A 21,328-nucleotide genomic window follows, 5' to 3' on the forward strand; every position below is an offset into this window, starting at 1 on the left:
AATTGGATCAACTACTACCTTGGTCACCGTCCATTCCAGCGGAATGTCGTGTACCAAATAAAACTAAATAAATCATAACAATAGTCCACATCTAAAACTAGGTGTGGATTATTTGACGTTTACACATATTCATTCAAAAATATCCATAGGAAAACCCGAACAGCAAAATCTGTCCGGGCTATCTTCATACAACTTATACAAACAAGCTCAAAGCCAATACAAACACAAGTCCACAAATAGAAATCAATGTTTCAAGAACTGTCCATGTTGCGAATGTTTCTTTCATGGTTAAACCAAATGATTCTTTAACAATCCAGAAACCTGTGTCGTTTACGTGGGATGCAATGATACTTCCTGCACCTGTTGCGAGTACTAATAGTTCAAGGTTAACATCACTTCCGGCAATCAGTGGCATAACTAATCCTGCTGTTGTAAGGGCTGCAACGGTTGCAGAACCTTGAGCAAGTCTAATCAATGCTGCGATCAACCAAGCTAGAATTAGTGGGGAAATTGTGCTACCTTCAAAGATTTGTGCAACATAATCTCCAACACCACCATCAATTAATACTTGTTTTAACGCTCCACCAGCACCAAGAATTAGTAGCATCATACCAATTGCAGCAACTGCATTTTCTGCAGATTTCATTAAGTCCGTCATTGGGATCTTTCTTGCGATACCCATTGTATAAATAGCAAGTAGAACTGATATTAGCATAACCGTTGTTGGAGCACCGATCATTCCAACAATATCGAAGAATAAGTTGCTTGAAATACCTAGCGCATCTTGCAATAAAGTAATAATTGTTGCAACACCCATTAAGATAACCGGGAATAAAGCGGTAAATGCACTAATCCCAAATCCAGGTGTATCTTCCAACTTATACTGTTTCGCTTCACCGATGGAAGCCATACTTCCTGTAGGTTGTTTCTCAAAAGCACTTGGAACCATTTTCTTAGCAAACTTCGCAAATAGGGGACCTGCGATAATCGTCGTTGGAATAGCAATGATAAAACCATAAACGAGTACCATCCCTACGTTTGCTCCAAATTCTTGAGCGATAACTGTTGGTCCCGGGTGTGGCGGTAAGAATGCGTGTGTAACAGATAACGCAGTCGCCATCGGTAAACCTAACCATAAGAATTGAATTCTCAACTGTTTAGAAATTTGATAAATGATTGGAATCAATAATACTAGTCCAACTTCAAAGAATAGGGCAATACCGAGAACGAACCCGGCAGTAACAACCGCCCATTGAATTCGTTTCTCTCCGAATCTTTCAATCAATGTCATGGCGATTCGCTGTGCTCCTCCAGCGTCGGCAATCAATTTACCAAGGATTGCCCCCAAACCGAAGATTAAAGCAATTCCGCCTAATGTTCCACCCATTCCGGATTCAATGGAACCGACAATTTCATTTATCGGCATACCTAAAGCTAGTGCGACTAGAAACGAAACGACAACTAATGAAATAAATGTATTCACATTAAATTTCATAATTAAAATTAATAGTAAGACTACGCCGAGTGCGACAATCAGCAATGGCATTTAAACTCTCTCCCTCTGTATCCCTCTGAATTTAGATCTTCTAAATATGAGTTTTTATTTATTCGAATTCAATAACTGCTTTTCTTACTTTATCTGGATTCTTTTCTATAAAATCAAATGCTTCTTGAACTTGATCAATATGGAAACGGTGTGTCACCAGTCCGTTATGCGTTAGTTGCTTTGAATTGAGTAATTCTACAATTTTACCAAACTGGTTTGTTTGTAATCTGGAACCAGCAATCGTCAATTCTTTCTTCGTAATATGCATCATGGCAATAGATGAAGGGGTTTCATTAAATCCTAGAGTTACGACATTCCCAGCAGGAGATGCTACTTCAACCGCCAATTCAAATGTTTGCGGCACACCGACTGCATCAATGACAACATTGGCTCCTTCATCATTCGTTATTTCATTTATTTTGGCTTTTATATCTTCTTCTTGTGGATTGATTGTGTAATCTGCTCCGTTTACTTTTGCAAATTCTAGACGTTCATTCGTGAAATCAGAGATGATAACCTTTGCTCCACGGATTTTAGCCATTTTTAATACGGTAATTCCAATTGGACCTGCGCCTTGGATGAAAACAGTTTGTCCTTCTTGCACGTCGCCTCTCCAAGTTGCTTGGGCACCGATAGTGTAAGGCTCGGCCATTACCGCTTCATCCCAGTCAATCTCAGGATCGATCGGGTGGACTTGTTTTTCAGGAAGTGTAACGAATTCTCTCATTCCGCCATCTTCATGGACACCGAAAACAGAGACTTCTTTACAGACGTTTGGTCTTCCGCTTTTACATGCGTAACATTCGCCGCAATAAGTGATTGGTTCGATGACGACATGATCGCCGACCTTCACACGGGTTACATCGGAACCGATTTCAATAATTTCACCAGCAACTTCATGTCCGACAATTCTCGGATAAGTAGCAAGCGGGTTTGTTCCGTGATATATATGCATGTCTGAACCACAAATGCCTACTCGTTTAATCTTTACTTTTACTTCGACGGCAGAATTCAATTGCGGTTCTTCTATTTCCAATGTTTCTATAACATTAGCTTCTGGTATACGAATTGCTTTCATGAATATTCCTCCCTGTTTTCATCGAATTGTAATCCTTTTCATATATGGACAAGAAAATGCATTACTAGAATATATTCATCAGATAACATGTAACATTTCACATGTCATGAGTTATACGATACAATATTTATAAATGAGAGTCAATAGATTTTCAGGAAAAAAGAATGCGTTTACTTTTTCACAAAAAGCGTTATATAATTAAAATATCATAGCACGAAATTACTAAATCAAGGGGGAGCTGACATGGCTAGAATTGAGACTTCTCTCTTAACGAAACAAGTTTATGAGGTACTGCGGGAGAAAATCGTTGCAGGGGAATTTATGGCTGGGGATAAGCTCGATATCTATAAATTGGCAGAAGAATTTGGGGTAAGCCGATCACCAGTAAAGAGTGCAGTCGACGAACTGGTACATGATGGATTAATTGAAATCATACCACGTAAAGGGACCTATGTCACAGAACTGGATTTCACTGAATTCAATGAGATCCTTGATGCGAGATTAATGATTGAAGAATGGGCTGGGAAGCAGATGATTGATACGATCTCGCCAGAGCAAGTGGAAGATTGGGGAAATATGGTTCGAGAAATGGACGACATATTAGAGTCCTCACCATTCCGTTTTGATGCTTACAACAAACTAGATATGCAGTTCCATTCCACGTTGATTGAATGGACAGGCAATAAAAAAATACTTGAGCTGTTTTCTTCTTTGAACACGCACGTATCATTATCCCGTATTGTCCATTCCACGTCGCTTGAAAGTACGATTAAAAGGCATAAGGATCATGCGAGATTATATGAAGCAATGAAAAACCATGATTTGACCCTTTTTTCAGAAGCAATCACCGAGCATATTACGAGTATTAAAAGTGAAGCAAAACTTCGCTGGGATGAAGTAATGATTTAATACTTGTACGGTCGGTCACGATTTATAAAGCATACTTATAAGTCTTGGATGAAAACTGCTCCAGGGCAGGGAGCAGGCCTTTGATGGATTAAGCGCTTGTCAATATATTCATTTTTGCAAAACGTACGGTATTTTCGTCTAGAGAAACTGAAAGCGCTAACTATTGATGTTCATTATTTAGGTGAATAACTACAAAATACCTCTTATACTATGAAATCGTTAGGAGTCATCAAAATATCACCACGAAAAACGAATCTCCGTTTTCCAGTGGTGATTTATTTTAGGAGAAGGTAAGGATTTTTTCAAGGCAATCTATAAAGTAAGACTTAAGAAAATACGAATTGCACCCAATAATACAAGAAGAACAAGGTAACCAGGGTAGATATTGGTATTACAATCAGTGAAACCTTCAAATAATCTTTCCACTTTATTTTAATTTTATGCTGTCTAAGGATATACATCCAGATGAGCGATGCAAGTGTGCCAATCGGTAGCAATAGGGCCCCAATATCACTTCCAATAATATTTGCGAGATAGATCGTTTTTAACGTAATCGGATCGAGTCCCATATCAGTAAGGGCGATGGTACCGACCATCAAGGCAGGATGATTGTTGAATATGTTTGATAGAAGGGAAACAAGTCCGCCCATGGCAAAGCTTGCGTAAAATAACCCTTGATGGACGATTGGCTCAAGTGTTTCTACTAGAAAAGCTGTCAAGCCCACGTTGTTCAATCCATAAATGATGACATACATAGAGAAAGCGAAAATCAAGATATGCCATGGTGTTTTTTTCAATATATCAACCGGGTTCGTACGCAGATGATGCCAGCGCCAAATCAGCAACGTGATAGAACCTAATACAGCCACGATCCAAATGGGAATGGCGAAATAAGATGCTACAAACATGAGTAGTCGTATCATAAAGACGAACAGAAGTAATTTCAGCATGAATTTGGTCCGATTTTTATTGGTTTCTATTGAAAGTTTCTTTCTTTTTAAAGGATGGAAATTCCTATCAAAATATGATTCTTCTATTTCATTAGCTATGTCCGGCAATTTTTTCGGTAACTTGTTCTTTACTACTACAAACATCAACATAGACATAAATAGTAGTCCTAATGTTGCTGGCACAAACATCATTGCAGTTTGCATGTAAAGTGACATATCTACAATTTGCAATCCTATCAAGTTGACGATATTACTAACACCAATCGGGGCACTGGAGGCGGTCGCAGTTAAAGCCCCCGTTAATAAATAGGGAATTTGTTGAGGTAGTGTAAGTTGAAGGTTTCTTAATAGTAGAATTAATATCGGTGTCGTAATCAAGATACTTCCATCGTTATTAAATAATAAGGTCATAAAAAAGCATAATAGTTGAACATACCAATAAAGACGGTACCCTGAACCTCTCGCTAAATTTGTAAGTCTAGCTGCAGCCCAGTAAAAGAATCCGAAGCTTTCTAGAATGACTGCCATTACTATGGTTGCGATGATCGTTATGGAAGCTCCACTAATTTTACTTGTAATATCGAGAATGTCCGCTTTCGATACAATACCTGTTAATAGAATTAATCCCGCACCAATACTCGCCGGAACTACTTCGTTCATTCCTTTAGGTCTCCAGAAGATATTGGAGGGTACATTTGAAAATGAGAGACTATTTAAAATCCATGGTTGGAAGGCATATTAAAGTTGATCGTGGCGGACCAGAGTCAAGAAGTGGGATGCTTCTAGATGTTCAAGATGATTTCTTCACGCTCTTAACAGAAGAGGATGGAGTTGTATATTATAAACTACAACATATCAAGAGCTTAACCCGGGAACCGAAAAATGACTATAGTCATCATGCAAGAAACTTTGGAAATGATATCTAACGAAGAAGAGCAGCCGGACTCTCAAGATGCAAAAGAAGACCTTGTGATTTCACTTACGAATACAGAAAAGGACACAGAAAAAGTGGATAATACAGCTGAAGTGGAGGAGCAAACAAAATCAATAATAGAAACACCAGAGATGGAGCATGTAGAATCCAAAACTAAAGAGGTTAACCAAATAGAAATGGAGAAAGTCGCTTCCGTCATTCATGAAGATAACTCAGTTGAAAAGAAACCATTAGATTCTATAACAAATGATATTAAGCCATCTGAAGAAAATCCACTTGAACCGAATCAACAAGACTCCATAATAATTGAGGACAGCCAAGATGAAGTTAAGGCCCCCCTATTGATAAAAGAACAACATCCAGTTGAAGTGGAGAAAGTCGAATCTGTACATGAAGAGATTCTAAATACTTCTGAAGCGCAATTAACGAATAATGAAGATGGGGAAAAAACGTTCGATCTGGTAATTCACCAGAGTGACCCGAACAAGGTAATGGAAGTCGATCCGGAAACAGATGTGATAGATAATCGAATTCAGGCACAGGAAAGTAAAAAAGGTACCAACTTTGAAGTTCTTGATTGGATGGAGAATCGTCTATCAGATTCTTATGATGAAGATATATACATTGAAGAATATCTGGATTTTCATGGATTCGGGGACAACGGAGCAAAGAATGAACGAGACAAGGTGTCAAAAGGAAGATATAGAAATTGGAATGGATCATCTGATGAAGATTACAATAATCCAAGTACACGAGTACTGTATATTATACAAAACTGGCATCAGCATAGTTAGAGTAGTGGACTAAAAAGGAAACAAATATTTTGTAAAGGAGGTATAGTATGGAAACATTACGGCCTTTTCTAGATCAGAAAGTGAAAATTGAAATATCAGGAAACGAGACACTCTGTGGAAAGTTAATCGATGTTGGGTCTGATATTATCGTTTTATTTAATGGAAAAGATTATTTATACATTCCTTTTATGCATATTCAACATTTTTGGGGCAATCAGGAAGATGAAGAGGAATATAATGAAACCGATTCTGTCCCGTTCAATACAACCACTTTATCTGTCCGCTCAATCTTAACAAATGCCAAAGGATTGTTTTTAGAAGTAAAGGTTGCAGGAAAACAATCGATACATGGATATGTCACAAGCGTACAAAGCGATTATATCATTTTTTACTCCCCGGTTTTTAAGACTATGTACATCCCTTTTCACCACTTGAAATGGATAATACCATACCACACTTCGATGACTCCATATGCTTTAGAGTATAGTATGCTGCCTGTTAACCCCTCCAACATTACCATCGCAAGGTCGTTTGAAGTACAGTTGAACAAATTAATCGGTAAAGTTGTCGTTTTTGATTTAGGTATGTCGGAATTCCGAATCGGACAATTGAAGAAGATTGAATCGAAATTTATCCATTTGGTAACGGCGAAAGAAGAAGTCATCTTAATCAACTTGAATCATATAAAAACTGCCCATTTTAGTTGAATGAAATGGAAAAGGTGAAGACGGGAAATGTCATCACCTTTTATTATTTCTTTCGAGAATTAAAAGCTGCTAAGCTTTGATTGGTACTTTAAAAGAAGAAATTCTTATATCCTTGGAATAGTAGATTGGTATCAGTGTAAGCTGGATTTTTGTTCGATTAAGGTATATAATAATAGTCAAAAAGTCTTTAGTCTAGAGCTTCAACTAATTAAGCTCTGCAATAAGAAGTAATTATTTATTTAGTTTTGTTTATTCTTTTCTGTTTAGAAGAAACGAAATCATACATAGGTGAAGAGATACATGGTGACAGACCATTCCTCTGTCGATAATAAGGAGAGAAGGTATGAAGTATCAGGGTCGGTTGGTTCTATTATTTATGTCTTTATTGACATCGTTTATTTTTGGGGTATTGAGTGACGGTTTAACCCCGTTATTTTTTATGTTTGCTATTGTACATGCCATAGTATCATGGCTCTTTGGAAGCTGGTATGATAAAAGCAGTTACTTTTCTTATCATGATCCGTTAACCGGTGTTTATAATCGTAGGTTTGCTTATACTGTACTTGAAAAGAAGTTCCATCGTGCGGAGAAACTCAAACAGTCAGTAGGAATTATTGCGTTCGACATCGATGAATTCAAAGCAATCAATGATTCTTATGGGCATGGTTATGGCGATTATGTGCTTAAAGAAATAACCCGTATCGTTAAAAGGATTACTCGTAAAGAAGATATTCTCATCCGGTGGGGCGGAGATGAATTTCTTTTATTATTGATTGGTCGAGATAAGGCAGCAACAGAGAAATTTATTAACGATTTGAATGATTCAATGAAGAAGATCTGTAGTCGTCAGTATGTAAAGGAAGAGAATATCTATATTACACTATCAGTTGGCTATTCTTTGTTCCCGGAAGACACCAAAAATTTGTACCAGTTGATCACTATCGCGGATGAAAGAATGTACGAAGTTAAACATGGAAAGAAGTCTTCGTAGGGCAAAAGCAGATATGTCCATAGATTGTTAATATTGTGAGGTTAAACGATGAATAATTTATTACAAGAAGAAAAACGTTCAACTGTTTTGTTTTTATGGTTATTTTTTATTGTGTTTTTTATATATGATATGTTCTATTATTATTTATTTCCAAGATTTCCTTGGTACAATAATGATACGATAAGTTCATTATGGTATAACTTTATGTATGTTAGATATTTTGTTACTGTTTCCCTTATCCCATTATCTATCTATTTAGTTAAAAACGGTAGAACAGAAACGGTGAAATATATTCTGCTCTTTACCTATGTTTCTATCAATCTTGTATCAGATATATTGTATTATAAAGATAGTCCAGATACTTTCAGCAGTGGAAACTTTGTAGAAGTAGTCATTATCTTGTTCTCACCTATTTTTGTGAATAAGAAATATACAACGATAGCGTCAATCTGTATTACTCTCAAATATCTTTTGGTAGGAGTATTCCTGCAGTCTCTAAATGTTGTGTTCCCAGTGATATTAATTATTGTTTTATCATTTATTGCTTACCTTCTTCTCCATCGTTTTTTGAAATATATTGAAGCGCTGAAACAATCATACAGTGAACAGATGGAAGGAGTAGTACGGGGAGTCATTGCCACTTTAGAGCTAAAAGACCCATATACCCGTGGACATAGTGAGCGAGTTGCTGACTATGCGATGAGTTTGGCAAAAGCGACAGGGAAATTTAAAGAATCTGAATTAACGAGTTTCTATTATGCTTGTTTACTGCATGATATAGGAAAAGTTAATATACCAGACACAATCTTGGCAAAGAATGGTAGATTAACAGATAAAGAATATGATATCATTAAGACGCACCCTGTAGTTGGAGCGGAGGCTATTCGAGAGGTGGAAGGGATCGCTGATAATTTGGATGTTATTTACCATCACCATGAAAGATGGGATGGGAAAGGCTACCCAGATGGATTGGCCAGAGAGAACATTCCATTGTCTGCTAGAATAACGGCGGTTGCAGATGCATTTGACGCGATGACTTCATCCCGATCCTATCGTCCGGCACTTCCTTTTAAGGAGGCGTATGAACGTATCCTTGCTGGAAAAGGAAGTCAATTCGATCCACAACTAGTTAATATATTTAAGCAAATATACCCAGAGTGGGTGCAAATTTCTAAAAAATATAGTGAAGCTAGAGGAGGTCAGATAAATGAAAATCCGCAAGCTAAATAAAATCAAAGCTACTTGCTGGTGGTGCTGGTATATTCCAAAAGGTTAAGTAAGTACATAGGTAGGACATAGGTAGGGTGCTAGATTTTTAGCATCCTATTTTTAAGTTTTAAAGGAGGATGTCCGTTGAAAATATCCTTACAATCCCAAATTACACTATATGAATTATCCATTAAGAAAGAAAAAAAGAATTTCATCGTAGAAGAGCAGATATCTGGTGACTTTTTCGAAATGACAGAGATCACGGTTGAAGCGATTAGACGAATAGAAATGGGAGAAGGATTAGACGAGATCGAGAAGATGTTGAAGAGCAAGTATCCTGAGGAAGAAGTAGACATGGTTGAATTTGTTGAGCAGCTGGTTGAGCTCGGTCTTGTTCAGGAAATCGATGGGGTACACGTTCAAAAGGAGACACAGGGTCCGAAAGCAGGCGGATTTTTATGGATTCCATCATGGGTTGGCCGTCTTCTCTTTAATCGGGTCATGAATAAAGTTTATTTGCTTTTATTATTATGTAATATATTGATTCTCATCTTGAATCCAGCATTCATTCCTCATTATAAGGATATATTCCTATTTGACTCCATGATGCTCAATATGATTACCTATTTATTTCTTTCTTTAGTATTGATTCTCATTCATGAATTCGGTCATATTTTTGCAATCCGTTCACATCAATTACCTGCCCAGCTCAGTATTGGGACTCGGCTGATTCTGATAGTTTTTGAAACGGATCTGACCCAAGCGTGGAAGCTTGACCCGAAAGAACGTAATGTCTTGTATTTTGCAGGAATGGCTTTCGAGCAGGTCATCCTTTTTCTTTCATTCGGTGTAATGCTTCTATTTCCAGACACATTTTTTGCGGGAGTTCTTGGTATCGTTGTATTGGACATCTTCATCAAAACAATTTACCAATGTTGTTTTTATATGAAGACGGATGTTTATTACGTCGTGGAAAATACAACAGGATATTATAACTTGATAGAGAGCGGTAAAGAATATTTACGTTCTTTGTTTAATAGAAGTAGGCGGCCAGAGAAGAGTGACCCACAGGATTTTGGTAATGATTTTAGGATTGTTCGTTTGTATAGTGTGTTTTATATTATAGGAGTTCTATTAACATTACTCCTTGCAGCGGTATACATATTGCCACAGATCTATTACGCGTACGCCACTATTTTCTCCAATATACAAAGTCCGGGAAATGACGCGGCATATTGGGATGCCGTCATCTTTTTGGCACAGACGGTGATTATGATTGTATTATTGATTTATTTGACGAGAAGAGAAGCGTTGAAGCATTAGAGTAAATTAAGAATTAAGTCTCAATCCGGAAAAATAAAATGAACTGAGTGATCCTGGTCGATCATATTAGATGGAAGGGTGAAAAGATGAACGATATTACAGGTGATTTAGTTACAATATTGGAAGAATTATACGCAAAGGAAAAAGAAATTATAAAAGCTGTGACCATTTTGGAGGGTGAAGAGGGAGGTGGCCCAGGCATTTTAATTAAATCTATTACGGAAGTAGAGCGTACACTCATTAAGTATTTAGGTGGAGATAGATCTAACTGGAGTTTTTTTGGAGAACTTTCTGGAGACAACCCATTTTTAAAACTTGAATATGGCAACATTACTAGAGATGATTTCATAAATCAGCTAAGAAGAGGTGTTGAATTAGATTTGACGCCTGAAGCCTATATGAACGGTGAATGTTCGGCTGAGGACATAATTATTTAGTTTAATCATTAATTACAAAAAGTAAATGTAAGGTCGAATGTTTATGGTTTAATCTGTTAGGTTTTCTGCAGCCGGTAGTATAGAATTGTTTCTCATTACTGGCTGCAGAGAAGTTAATCAAGGTGCATGTAGTGTAACAATTGAAGGAGAGACTTCTTTGCATTATAAATATTTATTCTGATAATGACTCAAAGTTAACAAAGGAAAAATATATCGGTAGCTGTGATAATGGATGTAAAAACCTCCTGCCATTCCTTGACCTTTTGGATTGGAGCTGGTCCAGTCCTTTTTGTCAGAGTGATCTAATAAAAATTTTATGCCTGCTTGAATTTCCGGTGTTGGTGCTTCGGAGGTAGAAATGAGGGTATCCAATGCCCAGGCCGTGTCGGTTATTGTACTCGTTCCAAGTGGGGTATACGTCTGGTTGATATCGCTGTAGCAAGATTCTCCCCAACCTCCATCTTGATTTTGAATTGTATTGAGCCATTTTACTGCCTTTTGAATGGCCCCATGTGTGGGCTGGACGCCAGTCGCAATCAAACCGGTAACGGCAGCCCAGGTTCCGTAAATATAGCAAATCCCCCATCGTCCATACCAAGAACCATCCTTTTCCTGATTCTTTATTAACCAATTCATAGCTTTTTTTATTGCGTTATGTTGTTTCGCCATGTTTGTGAACTCTCCGAAATACTCCAACGTCCTTCCTGTCAAATCTGCAGAAGAGGGATCAGCTAATAAATATTTCGCTCCTTCAATCGGAATAAGACTAACAATCTTTTTATCTACATTCTTCTCAAACGCAGCCCAGCCGCCATCATCATTCTGCATGGATAGCGTCCACTTGATTCCTCTATCCCAGGTTTGTCGGTACACGGACTCATTTGATACCAAGTTTGTAATGGAACGTAGTGTGGCAGTTGTATCATCCATATCCGGGTTCATTGTGTTTTCATCAGAAAATCCCCATCCTCCGGGGGTACTCGTGGGATTATGAATGCTCCAGTCACCGTATAGATAATGCTGACGAGAGAGTAAGTAGTCATTAGCGTGTTTTATCATCGGGTCATCCCATGAAACACCGGCACGTTGCAGCGCGTAACTGATTAACGATGTATTCCACACCTATAAGCTTAAAAGTGAAGTGGTAGATGGGTCGAGAGGGAGTCGGAGGGGGTCATACTACCGATGATGACAACGACAACATAACGTTGTCTAGGGAAGGACGGCAATAGCCAATACCCTACTTCGTTCAGATGTTCAAAGGAGGTAAGAGTCAGTGAATGCCAAGAAAATGGCTAACTACACCAGTAAAGCAAAAGCTCAAAAACTCTGGAAAACATTATACCTTTGTGCCAAGGAAAGTAAGACACGTCGATTTCATGCTTTATACGATAAAATTTATCGCCCTGATATCTTGTGGGAAGCATGGCAAAGAATGAAAAGGAAAAGAGGAAGTGGAGGCGTAGACTCGCAAACATTGGAGGATATTGAATCGTATGGAGAGAAGAAGTTTCTAAACGAACTTTATCTCGAATTGAAAGAGAAACGATATCGTCCGCAGCCCGTCTTACGTACCTACATTCCGAAAGATGATGGAACGAAACGTCCATTAGGAATTCCAACGATAAAAGACAGAGTCGCACAAATGGCAACGAAATTAGTAATCGAACCAATCTTTGAAGCTGACTTCAAAGACTGTTCCTATGGATTTCGACCCAAACGAAATGCTCATCAAGCGATAGCGAAAATAAGAAAAGAGAGTAGGAAAAACTATTGGGTATTAGACGTCGATATCCAAGGCTACTTTGATAACATTAACCATGACAAACTGATGAAACTGGTAGAACCACGCATTAGTGACCGAAGGGTATTAAAGCTAATACGGAAATGGCTACAGGTAGGAATCATGGAAGAAGGTAAGGTTAGGCATTCCATATTAGGAGCACCTCAAGGAGGGGTAATCTCTCCGTTACTTTCTAATATCTATCTACATGTCATGGACTCTCTTTGGGAAAAGAAATTCAGCCATTTGGGGACGATTGTTCGCTATGCGGACGATTTTGTGATTTTATGTGAAAGGAAAGCACACGCCTTAGAGAGCATACGGGTTATTCAAGCAATCATGTATCAACTAGATCTCTCACTACATCCAGAGAAATCAAGGCTCGTCAACATTTGGGATGACAGTGATGGATTTGACTTTCTTGGATTTCATCATCGTAAATTCCCCATCCGTAAGAAGGGTGGACATACATTCTTTATCATGAATCATATCCCAAGCAAGAAAGCGATGAAGAAAATGCGGAAGAAAATAAAAGACTATACAGAACCTCGCTATAAACTGTTTATGGATATAGAGGAACTAGTGAAGGGATTGAACCATAGGCTTCAAGGATTCAAGAACTATTACCAGCTCTCTCCATTATCCAAGAGGTGGCTGAATCGCATTGACTGGTATGTGTTACAACGCTTAACCCTTTTCAACAATAAGAAAAGAAATAAAAAGCATAAACATGCCTATCTTCGAGAAACGGTAAAGCAAGTTGAACACCTATTGGTGAAATTAGCAGATTAAGTCCGTAAAGCCAAAGGAAGAAGAACGTCGGAAAGCCGTATGAGGGAAAACTTCATGTACGGTTTGATGAGGGGGAACAGGAAAAGGAATTGCCCTCCTGTCTGGCTTAGTAAGGTGGAACACCCTGAAACCCGAGGACAAGAAGGCAACTATCTAATTCCTGTTTTCTACTCTACATTTCTCGCATACCAAAGGAAGTGCTTTGATTGAAATGGAAACGAATAAAAGAATGGATCTATGACCATCCCCATAAAAAAGGGGTCTTGCTACAAGACAAATACAAGATTGATGAAGTTCTCGGCATGGGCGGATACGGAATAATCTATCGGTGTATAGACACCCACAGCAACAAAACCTGTGTATTAAAGCAGCTGCGCCCCAGAAAGGCTAGGCGTTCGAAAGAAAAAGAAAGGTTCCATTCCGAAGCTGAAATAATGAAACGCATGGATCATTCCCAAATACCTCAGCTCGTTGACTATTTTACGATAAATAGCCAATCGTATTATGTCATGCAGGAAGTGAAAGGGACAAATTTAGAGGACGTGCTATTTGCTCAAAAAAGGATATTCTCGGAATTAGATGCTTTATTGCTAGTTGAAAAGTTGTTGTCTATTTTGGATTACTTACATGCTAAGCTGATTTTTCATGGCGATATCCGGCCACCAAATATTATCTTACAGCACGAAGAAATTTATTTGATTGATTTTGGATTGGCAAAGCAATTGGACGCCCATAATAAAGAAGAGATACTCATAAAAAAGCAAGATGATTTTTTTGATCTAGCTGATATTTTATTGTTTATTCTATACTCTCAGTATAAAGGTAAAAGAAGCAAAAGAAAAAGCTGGCTAGAAGAATTAACTTTAAGTAGTGGTACAGTTTTCTGTCTAAAAAAGCTGTTAGGGATTAACGAGCCGTATACAAATAATGATGATATCGATAAAGATTTGCAGTTAGCAATCCAAGCATTAAGGGAAGAGGGTTAATGGTGGCTTCATATTGAATGGCATTTCTATAGTTGGGTCAAATGTATCTTGAGAATAAGACGGGCCGAGAGCGTTTATTTCCAAATTAGCAGATAAAGGATTACAATTTTACTTAAGGTCTTTTGTTGAAAAATGGGTCAGCGAGTAAAGTGAAACAATGCGACCAGTTTTATGTGGAAATGATATATTGTATCTAATGGAGATTATTTTAGGCAACACAGTAGGAGGAAAAGTCATGAACAAGTTTAGGGATGATAGTTTTGCCCTTCACACCGACCTGTATCAGATTAATATGGCACAAGCATATTGGGAAGACGGTTATCATATGAAGAAAGCCGTATTTGAATTGTACTTCCGGAAGCTGCCATTTAGTAACGGGTATGCAATATTTGCAGGTTTAGAACGGATTATCGATTATCTTAAGAACTATCATTTTTCTGAAAGTGATTTAGAATATTTGCAGGAGATTGGCTATTCGGAGGACTATCTTGATTATTTACGTACGGTCCGTTTTACAGGAACTGTGCGTGCGTTGCGAGAAGGAGAGGTTGTTTTCGATAATGTACCTATTCTTCGTATTGAGGCTCCGTTACTTGAAGCGCAACTTATTGAGACAGCTCTGTTAAATATTGTGAATTACCAAACACTCATCGCTACGAAGGCATCTCGAATTAAACAAGCAGCTGGTGAGCAAGTCGTTGCAGAGTATGGTTCTAGACGGGCCCACGAATTTGATGCCGCCATATGGGGGACAAGGGCCGCTTATATTGGTGGATTCTCCAGCACAAGTAATGTTCGGGCAGGGAAACAATTCGGTCTCCCCGTTTCTGGAACACATGCGCACTCTTTTGTACAAGCATATCGTGATGAATATACGGCATTCCATAAATATGCAAAAACTCATAGAGACTGTGTCTTCCTGGTAGATACATACGATACGTTAAAATCAGGAGTCCCAACGGCGATTAAAGTAGCTCAAGAATTGGGTGATGAAATCAACTTTATTGGGATTCGATTGGATAGTGGAGATCTGGCTTACCTTTCCAAAGAAGCAAGGAAATTATTGGATGAAGCAGGATTTGTCGATGCAAAGATTATTGCTTCCAGTGATCTTGATGAATATACGATTCAGAACTTGAAGGCGCAAGGAGCGAAAATCGATATTTGGGGAGTCGGAACAAAGGTGATTACAGCCTTTGATCAGCCGGCATTAGGTGCCGTGTACAAAATGGTGGCGATTGAAGATGAAAGTGGAAATATGGTGGATACCATTAAACTCTCTTCTAGTCCTGAAAAAGTCACAACACCAGGATTAAAAAACGTATATCGTATTGTCAATAATCATACGAACAAATCAGAGGGAGATTATATCGCTTTAAGCTCAGAACAGCCTGATAAGGAATCCAAGCTGCATATGTTCCATCCGGTACATACGTACATTGGAAAATTTGTCACTAACTTTACAGCAATAGATTTACATGAAAACATTTTTGAAAATGGAGTTCTTGTGTATGAAAATCCATCTGTCGATGAAATTCAATCATACGCAGAGCAACAGCTGGAGTTACTATGGGAAGAATACAAGCGATCATTAAATCCAGCTGAATATCCTGTGAACTTGAGTCAGGCTTGTTGGGATAACAAGATGAGGAATATAGAAGAGTTAAGGAAACTGAATTCATAAAGAGGAGCAGTAATCCTAGGGATTGCTGCTCCTTTGTTTTCTTACTTTGATATATGTTTCGTGAAATCAGCGAGCAATCTCGCTCCGAAACCAGTAGCAGATTTTGCATAGTAGCCTTTTTCTGCACTCTGCATGACACCAGCCATATCGACATGAAGCCATTTACAGGATTCCGGAACAAAGCGGCGCAGGAATAATCCTGCAGTGATCGATCCTGCTTCGGCTTTAGAGCTTGTGTTATTGAAGTCAGCATAGTCACTTGACAGGTAACTATCATATGCATCAACGAGAGGCATTGGCCAAACGTAATCCCCGTTGATATCGCCAATCTCCTTCATTTCACGTGCAAGTTGTTCATCACCAAACACTCCTGCGAGTTGCGTACCGAGTGCATTGACGATTGCTCCGGTAAGAGTAGCAATATCAATCACATACTCACTGTTCAGTTCCCCGGCACGGATGAGCGCATCAGCAAGTATCAGGCGGCCTTCCGCATCGGTGTTCCCAACTTGTACGTTGAGTCCGTTTTTATAAGTAATGACATCTCCTGGAATAATGGAAGTGCTGTCCGGCATATTTTCCGCAATTGGAATAAGTGCAACAACATTCACGTCTGCTTTTGAATCTGCCAATAATTTCATTGCACCAGCCACTGCAGCTGCCCCGCCCATATCCATGCGCATGCTGCTTAAATCTTTTCCTCTTTTCAGCGTGATTCCACCTGTATCAAATGTAACGCCTTTTCCAACGAGCGCGACAAGTGGTTTGGATTCATCTTTGCGATAGTTCAGTTCAACAAAAGCGGGGGAGTGGGTACTTCCTCTACCAACTGTCAGCACTCCATTCATTTGGCGTCTCTCAAGTTCATCTTTATCATAAACAGATATTTTCACGTCCGTATCTTGAAATGATTCTTTTAAAATTGACGGGAAAGTCGTAGGATTGAGCGTGCTCGGAATTTCATTCATTAAATCACGGGAAAAAGCAGTAGCAGCTGCTCGGATTTTACCTGTTTCAACAAAGTCTTGAATGGTTTCATCACCGTCAACATGTAACTCTGTCTTAAATGGTTTTTTGCCAGACTTGTATTCCAAGAATTGATAGGAGCCTAGATTCCATCCTTCCACAAACGCTGTCACTACCGAACCTTTTTCTAAAGATTGAAATCCTGCTGTTAGTTTTTCTCCACTGATTGAGGCAGATTCCACTTTACGTTTACTTAATTCACGAGCGATTGTTCCAGCTGCCATTCTAAAATCCTCATCTGATGGCTTTTTCTTTAGTTTTACAACTACAATTAATTCACCATCATGAAATAGGGTATTTACCGTGTTTGTACTGTTCTCGACGAATTGTTTTAGTGATGTATGATCTGTAAGAAGTGCATCATTATCAAATAATATTGTAGCTTTGTTGCTCATTTCTTTCTCTCCTTTTATCTATCTATTTGCTAGTCCCTCAAGTTGATTGGTGTAGACTGACTCTATGTAGTCTCCATGGGGATCATTGTTTTAAGTATACTATTATTTTTGTTATAAGTTTGGCATATTGATTGCTCTCCTCTTAGGTGAAAAAAAATCACTTTCATAGCATAATAAATATAGGAAATGCCCTTTTTTCATAGTAGTTGCCCCCAATTCTTCTTAACAGGAAGATTTTTTTATGTTTTCCCCCACAGAACTTATTAACAAAATTCATGCATAATTATGCAAAAAATGAAAGGAGCAATTAAAAATAAGACAAACATTTATACATCAAGAAAAACTGCCGAAATTGCCTGTACCAGCTTTAAGCAGTACTAAATCAAAGCTGCTTGAATGGATCGAGCCATTAGTTAGCAGCGAACAATACGAGAAAACAAAATACATCGTTGAAGATTTCTTTCAAAAAGACGGTGAGGCTGAAAAGCTTCAAAAGAAATTGCATGTGTGGGATAACAGTAGGGAGGGAAGTTGGCTCGCACCTTTCTGGGATGATTTGTATTTAAAACATCGGGAATCCTTGCCACTTACTTCCAACTTCAATATATTATTGAAAACAAATCAGATGAAGCACGGATTATCCCATTCGGAATTGGCCACGAAATTAAGCTTACTAACCGCAGAGCTCTACCATAGCATTATGGATGAGCAATTAGAACCTGCCTACTTTAGAAATCAACCCCTTGATATGGGACAATTTAAAAAAGTATTCCGATCGGTTCGAACCCCTCAAAAACATAGAGATGCATTCCATGTAGCTGATTTTGATAAAAAGGATAATCATATTGTAATTTTATACAAGAACCATGTATATAAAGTACCGGTGACTAATCGGGAAGGTGTTTATTATTCCATCGAAAACATCACAGAAGCCATAGAGAAAAACGTTTTATCCGCACAAGTGGAAGGTGTTAACGTCGGTATATTTACGGCTGCGGAACGCGATATTGCCGCTGAAATAGTTACTGAACTTAAGCGATCTAATGTGAATAAAGAAACACTGCAAACTATCGCCGATGCACTCGTCATCATTTCCATAGATGAAGAAAGCGAGATAGCCGAAGAGTCACTTGAAAACTTGATGTTACATCCTACTAGTAAATATTTTGATAAAACGATGCAAATCGTGATTACAAAAAACGGTGGAATTGGCTTCAATATGGAACACTCTGCTGTCGATGGCATGATGATAAATAAAGTTGTAAAGTATATAAATAACGGCCTTCAAAACGAATTGTCTCTACAGGATTGCACTTCTGAGATACCAAGCGTCGTGAAGAAGGAATGGGAATTAACAAAGGAGATTATCGAGCGATTAGAAAAACTAGAACAAGTCTATCTAGAGCGTAATAAAGATTTTTCGTTGCTGTCAAAAACTTTCGCCGACTTTGGTGCAGAAAAAATTAAAAAGTTGAGGATAAGTCCTGATGCCTTCTTCCATATGGCATTGCAGCTGGCACAGTACCGCACGTACGGCTATTTGAGAAGTGTGTACGAACCTGTGTCGGTTAGCTTTTTCCGTGAAGGGAGAACAGAATGTGCACGTGCTACAAGTATGGAAAAACGGAATCTAGTCGAGGCAATTGAAAGTGGCGAGACGGCAAATGAAATACTGTACTCGCTGATGCAACTTGCAAGTGACGCTCATTCCCAGCGGATCAGAGATTGCCAAAGAGGGCAGGGTGTTGAAAGACATCTATACGGGCTTGAACAAATGTATCATTTATTTGGATCAGAACTTGGAATAGATAAGTTGCCTGAGGTCTTCAAAGATGAAGGATATTTAGCACTGCGTCATGATTTTATCTCAACAAGTGGAATGAACTATGATAATGCAAAATACCGGATGTTTGCTCCGGTCGTTAACGATGGACATGGATTAGCTTACATGATTCGTGAGAACTCGATTACCTTGAATATCTCAAGTTATATCCACAATGAATTTAAAGGAAAACAACTAATGAATCATATGATCGAAGCCTTGAATGAACTCAGGGAGATTGCTGAGAGCGGAGTGTTTGTGAAGGATATTAGTTAATAGTATGAGATGTTGGAAGTGTGTGTGTAAATAACAATTCTGGTGGAATGATTCCATTGATTTTTACCCTCATGCTGATTATGCATGAGGGATTTTTGCGTTTGTTGTGTTACTTTTTAATCCTCGTCAAACGCAAGTCATTCTTGCATTTGAAGGTGTTGTAACTTTTGCATCTTCATCGAACGTGAGATGTTCTTGCGTTTGATAGTGATGTGATTTTTACATCCTCATCGAACGTGAGCAGTTCTTGCGTTTGATAGTGATGTGATATTTGCTTCTTCATCGAACGTGAGCCATCCTTGCGTCTGATTGTGTTATAACTTTTGCAACCTCATCGAACGTGAGATGTTCTTGCGTTCGATTGTGATGTAATTTTTGCTTCTTGATTGAACGTAAGCCATCCTTGCGTCTGATTGCGTTATAACTTTAGCATCTTCATCGAACGTGAGATGTTCTTTCGTCTGATTGTGATGTGGTTTTTGCATCTTCATCAAACGTGAGCGGTTCTTGCGTTTGTAGTGGGACTTTTACACTCGTAGAAAATACAAACTCTCGCATAATCCAATTCCGACAACAAAATCACTAAAGAGAGGAGTTGAATGAATGTATTTTCACTTTGAGTCTAGACTATTGAAGTAATTTATGGCCTTTTTTTGTACACCTTTATAATTATTTGGAAATTCTGTGTGGAAATTAAGTTTATTATTAATATAATAAGAATATTTTCCTCGATAGACTATCTCCAAATGATCAGCTAATACTCTTCTGATTATCCCTTTTGATATAATTGTGCTACACCAATTGTAAATGGAGTTTACTGTGATTTTCTTACTTGGAAAAAGCACTTGAAATTCGTGCACGCTACGTAATATGGCACTATCTGTGGATTCTTCTTCCTGACAACTTTCGCATCTTAATTTGAATACTGTCCTCTTTACGAGAACCCCTCCGCAATTAATACATATAATTCCTTTTCTTAATTCCTCATAATTGTATTTGGGTAATATTTCACGAGAGGAAACGGATATATGGCGGTGTATGAGTTCTTCCTTTAATTCACGATGGTTTTTCGTTAATGTACTCGGTGTGTTGTTTAACATATTAAGGAAACGGTGGAGTTGCCCGGGGAAAACGATTTGCTGCTTACGTGGAGCGTTATATAGAGTGAATGTTGGATTTATAAAAATGATAAAAGATTCGATAGGAAAATGGATGCCTAGTTGATGAAAGGTTTCTTTAAGTAAAAGTTCGCATCGTTTAAGTTGTTGTATAGGGTTTTGAATATCTTTCTTAAAATTAACGGAATACCAACTATCGTCATGGTAAACAAAGTCGCCATCAAAATTCTTTACTTCAATTAAGAAGATTTTGTGCTGGAAAACTAGTAAGCTATCAATCTGAAACTCGCTCTTATTTAACTCTAAGCGTAAATCAAATAAATTTATGCTTTTGCTCGTAAGGTATTCCTGCAGGAGGTAGTAAAACGTTAGTTCTCCCTCATATCCTTTTGTCAGATTAACAAGTCGGTTTCGATCTTTCGCTGTAAGTTTGATTCTGGAGTTTAAGAAATAGAGGATTTGTTGTTCTGTAGATGGATGGGGTCGTAAGTTTGTGCTGATTTTGAAACACTCCTTTTTATATTTTAATAGAAATCATACTATGGGATTACAAAAAATTCAATTAATA

The 21,328-nt window shown here is 38.2% G+C and carries 18 protein-coding genes; 12 read left to right on the forward strand and 6 right to left on the reverse strand.

The annotated features are described in order from the left end of the window. Positions 1–193 precede the first annotated feature (193 nt). Positions 194–1,546, reverse strand: a complete 1,353-nt coding sequence (locus M3210_RS16740) for a gluconate:H+ symporter (RefSeq protein WP_251516800.1) — start codon at positions 1,544–1,546, stop codon at positions 194–196. Between the two features lie 58 nt (positions 1,547–1,604). Continuing rightward, complete coding sequence (locus M3210_RS16745; protein ID WP_251516802.1) at positions 1,605–2,624, reverse strand: zinc-binding alcohol dehydrogenase family protein; 1,020 nt, start codon at positions 2,622–2,624, stop codon at positions 1,605–1,607. A gap of 243 nt (positions 2,625–2,867) precedes the next feature. On the opposite strand from M3210_RS16745, the gene M3210_RS16750 reads away from it, so the two are divergent. Then, positions 2,868–3,533 (forward strand): GntR family transcriptional regulator, encoded by a 666-nt coding sequence (locus tag M3210_RS16750; protein ID WP_251516804.1) that lies wholly within the window; start codon positions 2,868–2,870, stop codon positions 3,531–3,533. A gap of 326 nt (positions 3,534–3,859) precedes the next feature. Here M3210_RS16750 and M3210_RS16755 read toward each other — a convergent pair whose 3' ends face one another. Further along, the gene (locus M3210_RS16755) at positions 3,860–5,203 is read right to left on the reverse strand and encodes an arsenic transporter (protein ID WP_251516838.1); all 1,344 of its coding nucleotides are present in this window, start codon (positions 5,201–5,203) and stop codon (positions 3,860–3,862) included. On the opposite strand from M3210_RS16755, the gene M3210_RS16760 reads away from it, so the two are divergent. The 7 genes from M3210_RS16760 to M3210_RS16790 all read left to right on the forward strand — a co-directional run bounded on the left by M3210_RS16760 (position 5,179) and on the right by M3210_RS16790 (position 10,878). Continuing rightward, positions 5,179–5,409: a hypothetical protein gene (locus tag M3210_RS16760; protein WP_251516806.1), complete on the forward strand. Its 231-nt coding sequence runs from the start codon at positions 5,179–5,181 to the stop codon at positions 5,407–5,409. The two genes, M3210_RS16755 and M3210_RS16760, sit on opposite strands and share 25 nt — an antisense overlap. Beyond that, positions 5,366–6,211: a hypothetical protein gene (locus tag M3210_RS16765; protein ID WP_251516808.1), complete on the forward strand. Its 846-nt coding sequence runs from the start codon at positions 5,366–5,368 to the stop codon at positions 6,209–6,211. The genes M3210_RS16760 and M3210_RS16765 overlap by 44 nt, the downstream gene beginning before the upstream one ends. 47 nt (positions 6,212–6,258) lie before the next feature. Continuing rightward, complete coding sequence (locus M3210_RS16770) at positions 6,259–6,918, forward strand: DUF2642 domain-containing protein (protein WP_251516810.1); 660 nt, start codon at positions 6,259–6,261, stop codon at positions 6,916–6,918. Between the two features lie 343 nt (positions 6,919–7,261). Further along, positions 7,262–7,909, forward strand: coding sequence for a GGDEF domain-containing protein (locus M3210_RS16775; RefSeq protein ID WP_251516812.1), 648 nt, complete (start codon positions 7,262–7,264; stop codon positions 7,907–7,909). Between the two features lie 48 nt (positions 7,910–7,957). Continuing rightward, positions 7,958–9,139 carry an HD-GYP domain-containing protein gene (locus M3210_RS16780; RefSeq protein WP_251516814.1) on the forward strand — a complete coding sequence of 394 codons (1,182 nt, stop codon included), beginning with the start codon at positions 7,958–7,960 and terminating at the stop codon, positions 9,137–9,139. Positions 9,140–9,262: 123 nt separating this feature from the next. Next, positions 9,263–10,441 (forward strand): peptidase, encoded by a 1,179-nt coding sequence (locus tag M3210_RS16785; protein WP_251516816.1) that lies wholly within the window; start codon positions 9,263–9,265, stop codon positions 10,439–10,441. Positions 10,442–10,527: 86 nt separating this feature from the next. Continuing rightward, positions 10,528–10,878 (forward strand): hypothetical protein, encoded by a 351-nt coding sequence (locus M3210_RS16790; protein WP_251516818.1) that lies wholly within the window; start codon positions 10,528–10,530, stop codon positions 10,876–10,878. A 162-nt stretch (positions 10,879–11,040) separates the two neighbouring features. On the opposite strand, the gene M3210_RS16795 is transcribed toward M3210_RS16790, so the two are convergent. Then, positions 11,041–12,000 (reverse strand): prenyltransferase/squalene oxidase repeat-containing protein, encoded by a 960-nt coding sequence (locus M3210_RS16795; protein WP_349774377.1) that lies wholly within the window; start codon positions 11,998–12,000, stop codon positions 11,041–11,043. 154 nt (positions 12,001–12,154) lie between these two features. Between M3210_RS16795 and ltrA the strand changes: the two genes are divergently transcribed. The 3 genes from ltrA (at position 12,155) to M3210_RS16810 (ending at position 16,123) form a co-directional block, all read left to right on the forward strand. Further along, positions 12,155–13,453: a group II intron reverse transcriptase/maturase gene (gene ltrA, locus M3210_RS16800; protein ID WP_251516820.1), complete on the forward strand. Its 1,299-nt coding sequence runs from the start codon at positions 12,155–12,157 to the stop codon at positions 13,451–13,453. A gap of 206 nt (positions 13,454–13,659) precedes the next feature. Beyond that, complete coding sequence (locus M3210_RS16805; RefSeq protein ID WP_251516822.1) at positions 13,660–14,439, forward strand: serine/threonine protein kinase; 780 nt, start codon at positions 13,660–13,662, stop codon at positions 14,437–14,439. Between the two features lie 235 nt (positions 14,440–14,674). Next, on the forward strand, positions 14,675–16,123 hold the full coding sequence (locus M3210_RS16810) for a nicotinate phosphoribosyltransferase (RefSeq protein WP_251516824.1): 1,449 nt from the start codon (positions 14,675–14,677) through the stop codon (positions 16,121–16,123). A 41-nt stretch (positions 16,124–16,164) separates the two neighbouring features. Here M3210_RS16810 and M3210_RS16815 read toward each other — a convergent pair whose 3' ends face one another. After that, positions 16,165–17,544 carry a leucyl aminopeptidase family protein gene (locus tag M3210_RS16815; RefSeq protein WP_251516827.1) on the reverse strand — a complete coding sequence of 460 codons (1,380 nt, stop codon included), beginning with the start codon at positions 17,542–17,544 and terminating at the stop codon, positions 16,165–16,167. Positions 17,545–17,896: 352 nt separating this feature from the next. On the opposite strand from M3210_RS16815, the gene M3210_RS16820 reads away from it, so the two are divergent. Next, entirely contained in the window at positions 17,897–19,642 is a 1,746-nt protein-coding gene (locus M3210_RS16820) for a choline/carnitine O-acyltransferase (protein ID WP_251516829.1), read from the forward strand. A 611-nt stretch (positions 19,643–20,253) separates the two neighbouring features. On the opposite strand, the gene M3210_RS20765 is transcribed toward M3210_RS16820, so the two are convergent. Continuing rightward, positions 20,254–21,261 (reverse strand): nuclease-related domain-containing protein, encoded by a 1,008-nt coding sequence (locus M3210_RS20765; RefSeq protein WP_379598401.1) that lies wholly within the window; start codon positions 21,259–21,261, stop codon positions 20,254–20,256. Positions 21,262–21,328 lie beyond the last annotated feature (67 nt).

Source organism: Oceanobacillus luteolus (genome assembly GCF_023715655.1).
Taxonomy (GTDB): domain Bacteria; phylum Bacillota; class Bacilli; order Bacillales; family Amphibacillaceae; genus Oceanobacillus; species Oceanobacillus luteolus.